The organism is Bradyrhizobium sp. 930_D9_N1_4 (assembly GCF_052076015.1).
In the GTDB taxonomy this organism is placed as follows: Bacteria; Pseudomonadota; Alphaproteobacteria; order Rhizobiales; family Xanthobacteraceae; genus Bradyrhizobium.
In genome coordinates this window covers 1,517,788-1,530,226 of sequence record NZ_CP197236.1, presented here as the reverse complement: position 1 = coordinate 1,530,226, position 12,439 = coordinate 1,517,788, and the positions used below count along the sequence as shown (strand labels likewise).

Annotated in this window: 12 protein-coding genes; 3 read left to right on the top strand and 9 right to left on the bottom strand. The window is 65.8% G+C overall.

Annotated features, from left to right (window positions below):
* Positions 1–69 precede the first annotated feature (69 nt).
* Complete coding sequence (locus AB7532_RS07095) at positions 70–198, top strand: hypothetical protein (RefSeq protein WP_256466938.1); 129 nt, start codon at positions 70–72, stop codon at positions 196–198.
* 507 nt (positions 199–705) lie between these two features.
* Here AB7532_RS07095 and mntR read toward each other — a convergent pair.
* Complete coding sequence (gene mntR / locus AB7532_RS07090; protein ID WP_441234090.1) at positions 706–1,200, bottom strand: manganese-binding transcriptional regulator MntR; 495 nt, start codon at positions 1,198–1,200, stop codon at positions 706–708.
* Positions 1,201–1,386: 186 nt separating this feature from the next.
* On the opposite strand from mntR, the gene AB7532_RS07085 reads away from it, so the two are divergent.
* Positions 1,387–4,518, top strand: a complete 3,132-nt coding sequence (locus AB7532_RS07085) for a TonB-dependent receptor domain-containing protein (RefSeq protein WP_441234089.1) — start codon at positions 1,387–1,389, stop codon at positions 4,516–4,518.
* A gap of 17 nt (positions 4,519–4,535) precedes the next feature.
* Here AB7532_RS07085 and AB7532_RS07080 read toward each other — a convergent pair whose 3' ends face one another.
* From AB7532_RS07080 to AB7532_RS07065, 4 genes are all read right to left on the bottom strand, one after another.
* Positions 4,536–5,285, bottom strand: coding sequence for an energy transducer TonB (locus tag AB7532_RS07080; protein ID WP_441234088.1), 750 nt, complete (start codon positions 5,283–5,285; stop codon positions 4,536–4,538).
* A complete protein-coding gene (exbD, locus tag AB7532_RS07075; protein WP_441234087.1) occupies positions 5,282–5,707 on the bottom strand; it encodes a TonB system transport protein ExbD in 426 nt (141 codons plus the stop codon). Before exbD ends, AB7532_RS07080 begins: the two co-directional genes overlap by 4 nt.
* A gap of 4 nt (positions 5,708–5,711) precedes the next feature.
* Complete coding sequence (gene exbB / locus AB7532_RS07070; protein WP_441239205.1) at positions 5,712–6,458, bottom strand: tonB-system energizer ExbB; 747 nt, start codon at positions 6,456–6,458, stop codon at positions 5,712–5,714.
* A gap of 446 nt (positions 6,459–6,904) precedes the next feature.
* Positions 6,905–7,702, bottom strand: coding sequence for an adenylate/guanylate cyclase domain-containing protein (locus tag AB7532_RS07065; RefSeq protein WP_441234086.1), 798 nt, complete (start codon positions 7,700–7,702; stop codon positions 6,905–6,907).
* Between the two features lie 117 nt (positions 7,703–7,819).
* Here AB7532_RS07065 and AB7532_RS07060 point away from each other — a divergent pair, with 117 nt between their 5' ends.
* A complete protein-coding gene (locus tag AB7532_RS07060; RefSeq protein WP_441239204.1) occupies positions 7,820–8,323 on the top strand; it encodes a hypothetical protein in 504 nt (167 codons plus the stop codon).
* 125 nt (positions 8,324–8,448) lie between these two features.
* Here the strand turns inward: AB7532_RS07060 and AB7532_RS07055 are convergent, their stop codons facing one another.
* The 4 genes from AB7532_RS07055 to AB7532_RS07040 form a co-directional block, all read right to left on the bottom strand.
* Positions 8,449–9,642, bottom strand: a complete 1,194-nt coding sequence (locus AB7532_RS07055) for an adenylate/guanylate cyclase domain-containing protein (RefSeq protein WP_441234085.1) — start codon at positions 9,640–9,642, stop codon at positions 8,449–8,451.
* Between the two features lie 86 nt (positions 9,643–9,728).
* Positions 9,729–10,313 carry a HutD/Ves family protein gene (locus AB7532_RS07050; protein ID WP_441234084.1) on the bottom strand — a complete coding sequence of 195 codons (585 nt, stop codon included), beginning with the start codon at positions 10,311–10,313 and terminating at the stop codon, positions 9,729–9,731.
* Positions 10,314–10,407: 94 nt separating this feature from the next.
* Positions 10,408–11,559, bottom strand: coding sequence for an ABC transporter substrate-binding protein (locus AB7532_RS07045; RefSeq protein ID WP_441234083.1), 1,152 nt, complete (start codon positions 11,557–11,559; stop codon positions 10,408–10,410).
* A gap of 28 nt (positions 11,560–11,587) precedes the next feature.
* The gene (locus AB7532_RS07040; RefSeq protein ID WP_441234082.1) at positions 11,588–12,421 is read right to left on the bottom strand and encodes an amidohydrolase family protein; all 834 of its coding nucleotides are present in this window, start codon (positions 12,419–12,421) and stop codon (positions 11,588–11,590) included.
* Positions 12,422–12,439 lie beyond the last annotated feature (18 nt).

Here is a 12,439-nt window from a genome sequence, read left to right as displayed (position 1 = left end):
TTACCGGCACCGCTCGGCTGCTCTGCTGAGCACCCGCACAAGAGCGCCCTCTGGCGGCAGGAGAACTTCATGACGAGTGAAAAAGGTCCGAACATCAAGAAGAAGCAGAAATGCAAAAACTGTGAAGGCAAGGGCCTGCTCAAGAAGGGCGACAAGGTGGTGAAGTGCCAGCGCTGCAAGGGCACGGGCCTGCGGTGACGTCGAGGCGATCGCCCCTCGGATACCCTGAATGTCGCGACGGCCACCGTTTCGATGCCTGCTATCGGGCACGGCTGGCTTAAAAACGGAAGCTCCGACCGTCGGCAGCCACCGCAAGAACCAAATCGTCAGCGCCGCGTTATCCCCGCTACGGAGCCGTTTCGCGGAGGTCTCGCTATGGAAGACCAGAATCGGACAACCCTGGTTTTGAGCGCTATCGCCCTGGCGGTCGCCATTGTGGTCGCGTCTACGGTCACGATGGATCGCGTCAACACGCGCACAGCCAGTATCGACGCACCACCTGGCACGACCGGGCTTGCGCGGCCGCACCCGCCGCTGGATCGTGCGCCCGGTGAGCCGCTCCAGGTGACAGGCATGCCGTCCAGCGCGAGGCAGCGTCCCTGATTTGAGAATCGGCCGGGTCCGTCGGTGCGATGGCCGACCTGCTCCTGTCGCGACAAGCCCTGTCGAGACAAGTCCTGGACCAAAAGCGCAACGAAGCCGCTCTCAACTGGCTTTCTTGACCCGCGATCCCTTGAGGAAATCGGAAAAGGCCTTGAGGGTCGCCTCCGAGACGTGGTGCTCGATGCCTTCGGCATCCGCTTCGGCGGCCTCCCTCGGCACGCCGAGCGCGAGCAGCACTTCGAGAACCAGACGATGGCGCGCACGCACGCGCCTGGCGAGCGCCTCGCCCTTCTCGGTCAGGAAAATGCCGCGATAGGGGCGCGCCGTGGCGAGATCCTCGCGCTTCAGCCGCGCGATCGTGTTGATCGCGGTGGGATGCGACACCCCGAGCCGTCGCGCGATGTCGGTGGCGCGCGCCTCACCCGTCGACTCGATCAGATCGGCGATCAGCTCGACATAGTCCTCGAGGATCGCCGTCGACCGCGCGGTACGGGCCTTGCCAAAGCGCCGCGCCTGCGCCTGCTCCGTCGGGAGGGCATGCAGCGCGGCCTTGCGAGCAGGTGAAGCCTTCCGGCTCCTGGGAGAATCCGCGTTCATGGTCGGCGGACCATGGGCTCCCCGGCAGGACATTGCAAGGCGGCGATTGATCCTGTCGCCTTCCTGCAACAGCTTCGCAATTGCAACAGCCCCACCTTGACATCGTAGCCGATGCCTCGCAATTGTAGCTTTAGCTACATCTTGGTGTCTTTACTAAGCGTGTTGAAGGCGCGTTGGAGGTTGGGAATGCGTGTTTGCGTTGCTCGTCGGCCCCTGTTGGGCACGACGTCGGTCGCCTTGATCTGCCTGCACGGGATCGCGGCAGCCCAGACCGCCTCCCCTCCCGCCACCGACACGCCGTCAACCCCGCCCGCGACCCAGTCCCCGCCCGTGGCGCCGGACGCATCGAACGCGCAACCGCCCGCACCATCATCGCCGGCACAGGCCGGCGGTCCGGCGGAAATCGACATTCCCCAGGTGACGGTCGAGGGCCGGCAGCCCCGCGCGACGCGCCGCACTGGCAGCAACGAGCCGGCGGGCCGGCCAGCCCCATCGCGCCCGGCCCCCGCGCCTGCAACGCCGCCCGCGGCCGCATCCGCTGCCCCGCCCTTCGCGCCATCGGCGCTGACCGGCGACCAGATTCAGGCGAGCACGAGCCCGAGCTTCGGAAATCTGTTCTTCACCGCCCCCGGCGCGACCTCGGCCGGCCTGTCGACCCAGTCGTCGCGTCCTGTTCTGCGCGGGCTGTCCGACGCCAAGGTCAGGATCCAGGAAAACGGCATCGGCAGCGTCGACGTCTCCGACATCGCGCAGGATCATGGCGTGCCGCTCGATCCTCTGGCCCTTCAGAAAACCGAAGTGTTTCGCGGGCCGGGCGCGCTGCGCTTCGGCTCGCAGGCGGTCGGCGGCGTCGTCGACGTCACCAACAACCGGATTCCCGTTGCTGCGCCGGTCGGCGGCGTGGCCGCGGAGCTGCGGTCGGCCGTCACCTCGGTCGACAGCGGCTGGGAAAGCGGCCTGTTGCTCGACGCCGGCGCCGGCAACGCGGCCGTGCACGCCGACGTCTATGGCCGCGGCGCCCAGGACTATCGCGTCCCGAGCTATCCCTATCTCGTTCCGCCCGTCCCGGCGCCGGCCTTCAACGGACGACAGCCGAACTCCGCGATGCAGAGCGCGGGCGCCGCGATCGGCGGCTCCTATCTGTTCGACGGCGGCTATGCCGGATTGTCGATCTCCCGCTTCACCAGCGACTACCACGTCCCCGGCATCGCATCGGCCGACAGCCAGCAGCACAACGATCTCGAACAGACCAAGATCATGAGCAAGGGCGAGTATCGTCCCGACGCCACGGCGCTCGCCGCCGTCCGCTACTGGCTCGGCTACTCCGACTACCGGCACGACGAGATCGACGTCAACAAGACCGCTTTCGGGACTTTCCAAACCATCGGCGCGACGTTCAAGAACCGCGCGACCGAAGGCAAGATCGAAGTCGAGAGCCAGCCCGTCGCGACGCCGCTCGGCGCGTTGACCAGCATCGTCGGCGTGCAAGCCGCCTACCAGCGCCTCGATACGCTCGGCCAGGCCATCCTGCTGCCGGCGCAGACCACGACCGCCGCCGGATATCTCTTCGAGGACATGAAGCACACCGACACGCTGCGAACCCAGTTCGCCGCCCGCGTCGAATCCGTCGACGTCGCCGGCACCTCGTTCGGCTTTCCGTCGACCTACCTGCCGCCGCCGGGCCAGCCGACAAGCTCGGCGTCGCGCTCCGAGTTCCTGCCGACCAGCCTCAGCTTCGGCGTGATCAAGGATCTGCCGTCGTATCTCCAGGCAAGCGTGACGATGCAGCGCATCCAGCGCGCGCCACGCGCGCTCGAACTGTTCGCGAGCGGCCCCGACGATTCGGAGAAGACCTTCAAGATCGGCAATCCCGACCTGACCCTCGAGACCGCCAACACCGCGGAGATCGGCCTGAAGCGGACACGCGGCGATGTCAGGTTCGACGCCAACCTCTACTACACCCGCTACGACAAGTTCATCGTCGGCCAGGCGACCGGTAATTTCTGCGGGGCGACGTTTGCGACCTGCGCGGCCGGCGGCACCGGCGACTACATCCAGGTCGCCTACTCCCAGCGCGATGCGATCTTCCGCGGCGGCGAATTGTCGTGGCAATGGGACGTGTCGCCGCTCGCCGGCGGCATCTTCGGACTGGAAGGCCAGTTCGACATGGTGCGGGCCACCTTCACCGACGGCAGCAACGTGCCGCGCATCCCGCCGATGCGGCTCGGTGGCGGTGTCAGCTGGCGCAGCGACGCCTGGTATGCACGGCTGAACCTGCTGCACGCCTTCAGGCAGAACGACTTTGCGCAGTTCGACACGACGACCGACGGCTACAATCTGCTCAAGCTCCAGATCGAGCACCGGCAGCGCTGGAAGGATTCGCCCTGGGGCGCGGTGGAATTGGCAACCGGCCTGATCGGCGACAATCTTCTCAATGCGGACATCCGCAACTCGGTGCAGTTCCACAAGGACGAGATCCTGCAACCGGGCCGGACCGTCAAGCTGTTCCTCAATGTCAAATACGGCGCCGACGCGCCGGCGAATACGAGAATTGGCGCCGTGCGGGCACAGGACACGCCGTCGATCTTCCGCAAGGCGCCCGCGACCGCCTCGTGGGACTGGAGCGGCTTCTACGCCGGCGGCAATGCCGGCTACGCATGGGGTGCCGCAAGGACCCATGCGGGCTTCATCGACAATGCGAGCCAGAACCCGCTCTACGGCGAACGTCCGAGCGCCGGGCTCGATCATGCGGGCCTCGGCGTCCAGGCCGGTTACAACTGGACGATGGGGCGGATGGTTGCCGGCATCGAAGGCGACTTCGTCTACGCCAACCAGCACGGCCAGTCGTCGACGACGTGCCCGACGGCGGCCTGCAATGCGGCGCTGCTTCCGCTCGATGCCGCGACGACGGCCAGCATGACCTATCGGCTCGACTGGATGGCCTCGCTGCGGGGCCGCGTCGGCGTCGCGGTCACGCCGTCCACCCTCGCCTATGTCACGGCCGGCGTGCCGTTCGGGACCGTGAGTTCATCGGGATCGGTGTCGGGTTTCACCACGACCGGTGCCGCGACGACGACGCCCTTCAATGTGGATACATTCCGCTTCGGCTGGGCCGTCGGCGCCGGACTGGAAAGCCGGCTGTCCGGCAACTGGACCGGACGGATCGAGTATCTTCACGCCGATCTCGGCTCATTCCGCGCCACGCCGAACGTGGCCGGCGGCATGGCAACATCGTTCGATTCCGATGCCCAGGTCAGGACCGACACCGTCCGCGTCGGCGTGAACTACAAGTTCGCTGCGACGGTCGACAAGAACTGAAGCCAGCGACGGCGGTCCTACTTGACGGTGAAGCGGATCGGCAACCTCACCACGACGACGTTGCCGAACGCATCGGGCGGCGCAGGAAACGGCTGCGCGCGCTTCAGCAAAGCGAGAGCTTCGCCGTCCAGCGTATCAGAGCCCGAGCTCTGGATCACGCGGGCATCGCCGACCATGCCGCCATGGTCCAGCGTGAACCGGACCTGCGCGATGCCCTGCTCGCGGCGTGATCGCGCGGCGTCCGGATAGCGCTTGTTGCGTTCGACCAGTGCCGCGATCTGCGAACGCCAGGTCGCGAGCGCCTGCGAATCCCTTTGAGCCTGCAATCCCTGTGTCGGCGCCACCGCCACCGGCGCGACGCGGTCCGGCAAGGTCGACGGCGCCGAGGTCGCGGCCGCGGCCTGTTGCTGCGGCGCGGCGTCCGGCTGCGCCTGGGTTCGCGCATCGACGACGGCCTCCGGATTGGCGGCCTGCGGAAGCTCGGGCGCATCGTCGGCCTGTGCGACCTCGGGCTTCGCCTCGGGGCGTGCCTCGGACATCACCTGCTCCGGCCCGGGCGGCATGTCGGTCGGCGTCGTCGATGGCGCGGCGGACAGCGGCGCAAGCTCGACCACCACCGCGCCCGCCGGCTCGGCCGGATCGAGATCGTCCGGCCGTTGCCACGTCGCGATCGAAGCGGCAAGCGCACTGTACATGGTCAGGACGGCGAGGCTGCTGAACGTCCAGCGCCTCAGGTCCGACGCATCTTCGGCAACGAGATGCTTCATGGTTCGGTCGTCTGCTCCAGCCCGACCAGCGCCACCTTCAGATAGCCGGCCGCGCGCAGCCCGTTCATGACCCGCATGATCTCGCCGTAGGGCACCATCTTGTCGCCGCGAAGAAAGACTCGCGTGTCCTTCTGGCCGTTGGTGGCGGCATCGAGCGCGCCGGCAAGCGCGGCACGGCTGACCGTCTCGTCGCCGACCGACAGGGAGAGATCCGGCTTCACGGTGAGATAGACCGGCTTGTCCGGACGCGGATGCGGCTGCGCGCTCGAGGCCGGCAGATCGACGGCGATGTCGACCGTCGCCAGTGGCGCGGCAACCATGAAGATGATGAGAAGCACGAGGATGACGTCGATGAACGGCGTCACGTTGATGTCATTGACCTCCGCGAGATCGCCGCCGGCCTGATCGAGATTGATCGCCACCAGCCTACTCCGCCGCCGCGAGCCGCAACCGCCTGGCAGCGAAAGTGCCGCCATCGAGATCCCGGCCTGCCAGGCGCGCGATCTCCGACGAGCTGTCGCCAAGCAAAGCGCGATACGCTCCGATCTGGCGGGCAAACAGGTTGTAGATCACCACCGCCGGGATGGCGGCGACGAGCCCGAGTGCGGTTGCCAGCAGCGCTTCCGCGATGCCGGGCGCGACGACCGCGAGGTTGGTGGTCTGCGATTTCGAGATGCCGATAAAGCTGTTCATGATACCCCAGACCGTGCCGAACAGGCCCACAAATGGACCGGTTGCGCCGATGGTCGCCAGCACGCCGGTGCCGAACGCGATGCGCCGGCTTGCAGCCGCTTCGATCTGCTGCAGGCGGGACGCGATCCGCGCCTTGATTCCGTCTCTGTCCATCCGATCGGTGCTCAGATCGAGTTCGGCGACGGTCCCCTCGAGCAACCGCGCGACAGGCCCCTCGCGGACGGCTTGCACCGCCTCGTCCAGGCTCCGCGCCACCGCGAGCTCGCGCAGGGCCCGCCTCACGTTGCGGCGTGCACCCAGCAGTTCGATCGTCTTGGACAGACAAACCGTGCAGGTCACCAGCGTAGCGAAAGCAAGCCCGACCATGACGGCCTTCACGACGATGTCGGCCTGCATGAACATGCCCCAGGGACTGAGATCGCGAGGGAGTGTCGCGACAGCCGCGCTCTCGGAACCCTGCTGCGCAAGCGCAGGCCCCATCGCGCCGATGAGGACAAACATGACCACGGCCGGGACGGAGCACGTCGCCTGACCGGTCGATCCGAAGCGACGGCGCATAAGTGTACGAAATTGCATCGGATTCCCTTTTCAGCTCATCTCACGTCTTATGCTTTAATCTGTAGCATCACCTACGACTTGCTGCAAATGCTAAGACGTCCCCGCGCGGGCCGGCCGGGCGCCTGCCACTCGGTCGGAAAGCCGCATAAATGCATGGGCTTGGAAACCACGTCCGCGATCCCGGCATCAGCCATGATATGACGCGCCACAGCGCCGGACGAGGGTCCAGGTCACCTCGATACCCGCACCGTCAGCGGAGATGCGCAACCGTCATTGACAGCGCTCGAACGGTCGCAGCGCGGCCGGGTTTCAAGGCCGCGGGCGGTTCGCGCTGGACCGTTGGCCTGGAAGGAAGCTTAGAAGCTCCCTCACCCCTCGACCCGCCACAGCCGCCACCGCTCCGGCACGCCCTTGAGCTGATGCGTGCCGTGATCTGCGAAGCGGATCGCGGACTGCGTCTTCAAGAGGTCCTTGACTGCGCTCGACACCAGGACTTCGCCGCCGCGCGCCTTGGCGGCGACGCGGGTGCCGATGTGGAAGGCGAGACCGACCATCTCGCCGCCGCTCATGGTGTACTCGCCGTGGTGAAGCCCCACCCTGATCTCGAGCCCCAGCGTGCGCACCGCCTTCTGGATTGCGCTCGCGCAAGTGACGCCGGCGGCCGGCAGCTTGAATGTCGCGAGCACGCCGTCGCCGGTCGTCACGACCTCCTTGCCGCGTGAGCTCTTCAGCTCCTTGCGAACGGCCGCGTAATAATGGCCCATGATTTTCGTCCAGCGCGCATCGCCGAGCTTTGCGGCCTTTGCGGTGGAGCCGACGATATCGACGATCAGGATGGTGGCGAGCGCCTGCTTGAGCTCGGCGCCGGCGCGTGCGGATTTGCGCTGGTTCGCGATCGGTCCGGCCAGCGGCTCATAGCGATGGTTGCGACGCCGCGCGATCGCGGCCCTGGCGTAATCCTGGGCGCGTTGCGCCGTGCCGCAGCGAACCGTCTTCTCCTGCGGCTGGCGCGACCAGGAGACCTTTCGCGCCTCGCCGGCGCCATGGACCTCCACGGCGCCCCACTTCAGGAGGACCACCGAGCCGGCGCGCCTGACGCACCACGCCTTCGACGTGTATCCCGACACGTTCGACCAATGGATTCCGATGCGAAGAAACTTTGGCATGAACACGCGGCCAGTCGAAGGACCATTTGGGCTACTCAAGCTCAAGCGTAATGATACACTCCCGCATTGGCAATACGATCCGCCGTCAGAACAAGTCCATTTGAAACCAGAGCCATGATGCAGAATCCATTTCGCTATTTCTGTAAAGCCGCCTTGTTGTCCGCCGCGCTCGCCATCGCCGCCTCCCCTGACCTGGCGCGTGCGCAATCGGGAAGCGCCGGCGGCAGCATCGGCAATGACGAAAAATCGCTGTCCGGTTCGCGCGCGGCACCTGCGGCGGCCGAGCCTGCAAGGCCTGCACGACGCAGCAAGCCCGCGAACGACGAGCCCAGCCGCGCGCCGCAGAGAGGTGGCGGAGGCGGCAATTTCGACGGCGCGTGGACGCTCACCAGCGCCGGTGCGACCTGCGCCGGCTCGACCGACACGGTGGTCGTCACCAGCGGCAAAATGGTGGGGCAATACGGAACCGGTCAGGTCAGTCCGAACGGCGGCGTCTCCGGAACCGGCGCCGCCGGCGGCCTGAGCTGGACCATGTCCGGCCGGTTCTCGGGCCGTAGCGGTTCAGGGACGTTCCGGCGATCCGACGGATGCACGGGGACCTGGACCGGGGCAAAGCAGTAGCCGCGATCGGGCGGGCTTGCCGGGCCGCGAAACATTGTCGTTCGCGGGCGTGCGTTGCATGCGCGGAAAAAAGCCCGGCCTTGAAATGATCTGGCGGCTCATCCGTTCGAATGAGGCACGATCGTTCAGCCGTGAAAAGCGAACAGCTCGATCGGATCGCTGAAGCCGCGCACCTCGTATTGACCGACATGCTCGAGCTCGAACGCCGGCTCGACCTGCTCGGCGAAATCGCGCGACAGCAGCACCGGCCGTCCGACCTGCTTGGTGAGCGCCTCGAGGCGAGAGGCCATGTTGACGGCGGGCCCGATCACGGTGAAGTCGAGCCGGCTGGACGAGCCGATATTGCCGTACATGACGTCGCCGACATGGACGCCGATACCGTAGTTCAGCGGCGCGCGGCTCGTGGCACTGTTGCGCTCGTTCAGCGCGACCATCGCCGCCTTCGCCTCGGTCACCGCATGCAGCAGGTTGGCGCAGGCGTTCGGCTCGCTCAACGGGAAGATCGCGAGCAGGCCGTCGCCGATGAATTTCAGGATCTCGCCGCCGTGCCGCGCGATCGGCTCGGACATCGCGTCGAAATAATCGTTGAGCAGATCGATGACGTCGTCGCGCGGCCAGTTGTCGGAGATCCTGGTGAACTCGCGCAGATCGCAGATCATGATCGCAGCGCGCACCGTGGTGCCGGTGCCGCGCCTGGTGGCGCCGGCCAGGATCAGTTGGCCGGCGTGGGCGCCGACATAGGTTTCGAGCAGCGTGCGCGCCAGGCGGTTCTTGATGCGGATCTCGCTGACCAGCGCCAGCACCGGCAACAGGTTCTTCAACGCTGCGATGTGCGCGTCATCGAAACCGCCGGGCCGGTCGGTCGCGAAGGTGATGAGATGCTGCTTGCCGAGGGTATGGTAGAGCGGCCAGGCGACGTAGTCGGTCAGGCCGTTCGCGCGCATCTCGTCATAGAGCGCGTGCTTGCGGCCGAGCGCCGGGTCGCGTCCAAGTCTCTCGCGCACCTCGCTCGCGCCGTCCTGTATCTCGTTGGCGGCACTGCCGATATATTCGGAGCGCCCCCGCACGTCGAAATCGACCAGCGACGTCTCCGCCTCGCGCGCGCCGTCGGACCACTTGAAACGGGCCCCCAGCCATTGCGGGTGCTGGATCAGGATATGAAGCGTGGACCGTTTGAGCGGAATGCCCACCTGCTGAAGGCGGTTGCACATCTCGGCAAAGATATTGTCGATGAAGCGCTCGTTACGCGTGCCGTTGGTCAGCCAGTGGACAACGCCGTCGGACAGCGTAGCGGGGGGATCTTGATCAGGCGAGGTCATGTGGCACATATCGTGCTCCGGCCGTGCGGCGTCAACCTGGCCAGTTGCATGGATTATGCGATCGCCCGATCGGGACGGCCTATCGTTCAGGCGACGAGCCGAATCGATCCCAGCACGGCCAGCCCGGACACCAACGTCAGTCCGGATGCCCCGGTCAGCTCGACCCTCAGCGTGCCGCCGCCGGGAATGACAAATTCCTCGTTATTGAGGCGAATGCTGCAATCGCCGGAAACCGCATAAACCAGATGTGTGCCGACCGGCAACGACCGGTCGCCGGGCTGCCTCAGCGCCACAAGCTCGATCTCCACCGCGCCACGCCGGGCCATCAGGTTCACAACCTCGACGGGCCCGGCCTCAAGCTCGGTCACGATCTCCATCTCGCCGGTGAAGCGCACCGTCGTAAAAGGTTCACGCTCGTCGAAATCCTGCGTGGGCGACTTCAGCACCAGCCCACGCCCGCTGACCACCATCTGGAGCCGGTCGATGCCGGGCATGTAGGAGAACGGGCCGCGCGCCACGATCGGCGTCGAGGCGAAGCGCCAAAGCAGGCTGTCCCAATCCTTATGGGGGCTGCCTGCACGATGCGCATCCGCGATATCGGTGAAAACCCCGCCGCCGTTCTTCCAGGGCGAGCGGGTGTAATCTTCGGATTTGAGCAGCGTGGTTTTCATGGGGCGGGACTGTCCGGGAGGGCGTGCGCGGATGTGTTAGCACATTATCGTAGTCGGAATGGAGCGCAGCGCAATCCGGGCTACAGGCCCTCACTCACTCCTTGCCGCCTTTCAGCTTCGGCAGGGTCTCGACGATCTTCTGCTTGCCGTTGACGATTTCAGCCAGGAAGCTGGCGCGATCGATATCGCCGTTCTGGTCCCAGCTCGCCTCCATCAGCATGCCGGGCGCCTTGTCGGGCGTCAGCGTGAGACCTTTCATGGCCGCGCCAAAAGCCTTGCTGTCGAACTTGCCGATCCTCTCGGTGACGTATTTGACGAGGTAGACCGCGGTGTAGCCCTTGATGCCGTTATGGTCGGGCCGGTATTTGAAGCGCGCGCTGAATGTCGTCGTGAACGCCTCGATCGCCGGCGCCGGCGCATCGGCGGACAGACCGACATGGCCGCGCACGCCATTGGCGGCGGGCCCGGCGAGCTCGACCACCTTCTGGCTGAGCAGCGTGGTCTCGCCGAACAGCGGCGTCGTCAGGCCCTGCCGCCTGGCCTCGATCAGGAAGCGCGCGCTCTCCTCCTCGTTGGTGTAGACGAAGATCGCGTCGGCCTTGGCACCCTTGAGTTTGATGACGTCGGAGCCGAAATCGACCTGGCCCTGCTCGGTGGAGATGTCGGCGGCGATCTCGATGCCGCGCACCTTCATCTCCTTCACGAAATTGTCGTGGCCGCCCTTGCCGAAATCATTGTTGACCCAGAGAACCGCGACCGACTTCACCTTGAGCTTGTCGTGCAGATAATTGGCGATCTTCGGCATCGAGAATTGCTGGCCGAAGGCGGTGCGAAAAACGAAGGGGTTGCCCTGCGTCGTGATGTCGGCGGCCTCGGCGCCGACGATCTGCGGAATCTCGGCCTGTTGCGTCAGCGCCATGTTGACCTTGACCGAGCCGGAATAGATCGGCCCGAGCACCACATAAGGGTCTTTGTCCAAAACCTTCTGCACTTGCGCGCGCGAGATGCCGGGATTGCTCTGGGTGTCCAGATGCTCTGTCTGGATCTTGCGGCCGAGGATGCCGCCTGCGGCGTTGATCTCGTCGACGGCAAGCGCGACGCCGTCGCGCCAGTTGGTGCCGGAGACCGCGCCGGGGCCGGAGAGTTCGATGACGTCGGGGATGTAGACCGTGCTCTGCGCGCCGGCCGCACCTGACAACAGCGATGCCGCAACCGCGATGCCGAGTGTCCCTGCAAGATGCCTCATGATGTCCTCCTCCCCTTTGCTTTGTTTTTTATGATTGGTCGAAGCCGAGCAGCTTCGCCGGCGTTCGCCAGAGCAGGCGATGCTGATCGCTCGCGTCCGGAAACAGTTTGGTCAGCACCGCAAGCAGCGGACCGTAGTCGAGCCGTTCGGGTGCACGCAGGAACGGATAGTCCGAGCCCCAGACGCAGCGATCGAGCGTGAAGGCCTCGACCAGCGCAGCGATGAACGGCCAGGTGTCTTCGTACGGATGCGCCTGCCGCGAGAATTTATAGTGACCCGAGAGCTTGATGTGCGCGTCGCGCTCCCGGCCGATCGCGAGCAACGTCTGGAAGGCCCTGCCGCTCACGCCCTGCGCGACCGAGGGGCGCCCGCAATGATCGAACACCAGACGCACATTTGAATTCTCGATCAGCGGCAGCAGGTCGAGCAACTGATCCTGCTCGACCTGGATCTGAAGGAACAGGCCGAGGCTTGTCAGCTTCTCCAGCAGCGACGCTGTCTTGAGATAATAATCGGCGCCGTGGAACGGCACATTGAAGGCCACGCCGATGATGCCTGCGGCTTTCAAACGCTCCAGCTCTTCGATCTCGACGTCGTTCTCGACCACGGCGACGCCTTTGAAGCGCCCCCCGCCCTGCCTCAAAGTGTCGAGCAGGATGCGACTGTCGCTGCCGTATCCAGTGTTGGTGGCGACGACGAGCGCGTGCCTGACGTCGAACGCGTCGGACACGCGGATCAGCTGCGCAGCAGGCGCGATCTCCTGTCCGCTCGGGTGATACGGCGTATCATCGGCGTAAGGAAAACGGACGGGATCGATGGCATGGATGTGGCAGTCGATCCTGGGGGCCGCCGGCATTGTCATGGCACAAAGCTCCCGGCG

What these genes read in the sequence shown, in the direction of transcription:
- AB7532_RS07085 (WP_441234089.1), top strand. Translation starts at nt 1,387, where the DNA reads ATGCGTGTTTGCGTTGCTCGTCGGCCCCTGTTGGGCACGACGTCGGTC.
- AB7532_RS07055 (WP_441234085.1), bottom strand. Translation starts at nt 9,642, where the DNA reads ATGACCTCGCCTGATCAAGATCCCCCCGCTACGCTGTCCGACGGCGTT.
- AB7532_RS07080 (WP_441234088.1), bottom strand. Translation starts at nt 5,285, where the DNA reads ATGAAGCATCTCGTTGCCGAAGATGCGTCGGACCTGAGGCGCTGGACG.
- mntR (WP_441234090.1), bottom strand. Translation starts at nt 1,200, where the DNA reads ATGAACGCGGATTCTCCCAGGAGCCGGAAGGCTTCACCTGCTCGCAAG.
- exbB (WP_441239205.1), bottom strand. Translation starts at nt 6,458, where the DNA reads ATGGGGCCTGCGCTTGCGCAGCAGGGTTCCGAGAGCGCGGCTGTCGCG.
- AB7532_RS07045 (WP_441234083.1), bottom strand. Translation starts at nt 11,559, where the DNA reads ATGAGGCATCTTGCAGGGACACTCGGCATCGCGGTTGCGGCATCGCTG.
- AB7532_RS07095 (WP_256466938.1), top strand. Translation starts at nt 70, where the DNA reads ATGACGAGTGAAAAAGGTCCGAACATCAAGAAGAAGCAGAAATGCAAA.
- AB7532_RS07050 (WP_441234084.1), bottom strand. Translation starts at nt 10,313, where the DNA reads ATGAAAACCACGCTGCTCAAATCCGAAGATTACACCCGCTCGCCCTGG.
- AB7532_RS07060 (WP_441239204.1), top strand. Translation starts at nt 7,820, where the DNA reads ATGCAGAATCCATTTCGCTATTTCTGTAAAGCCGCCTTGTTGTCCGCC.
- AB7532_RS07040 (WP_441234082.1), bottom strand. Translation starts at nt 12,421, where the DNA reads ATGACAATGCCGGCGGCCCCCAGGATCGACTGCCACATCCATGCCATC.
- AB7532_RS07065 (WP_441234086.1), bottom strand. Translation starts at nt 7,702, where the DNA reads ATGCCAAAGTTTCTTCGCATCGGAATCCATTGGTCGAACGTGTCGGGA.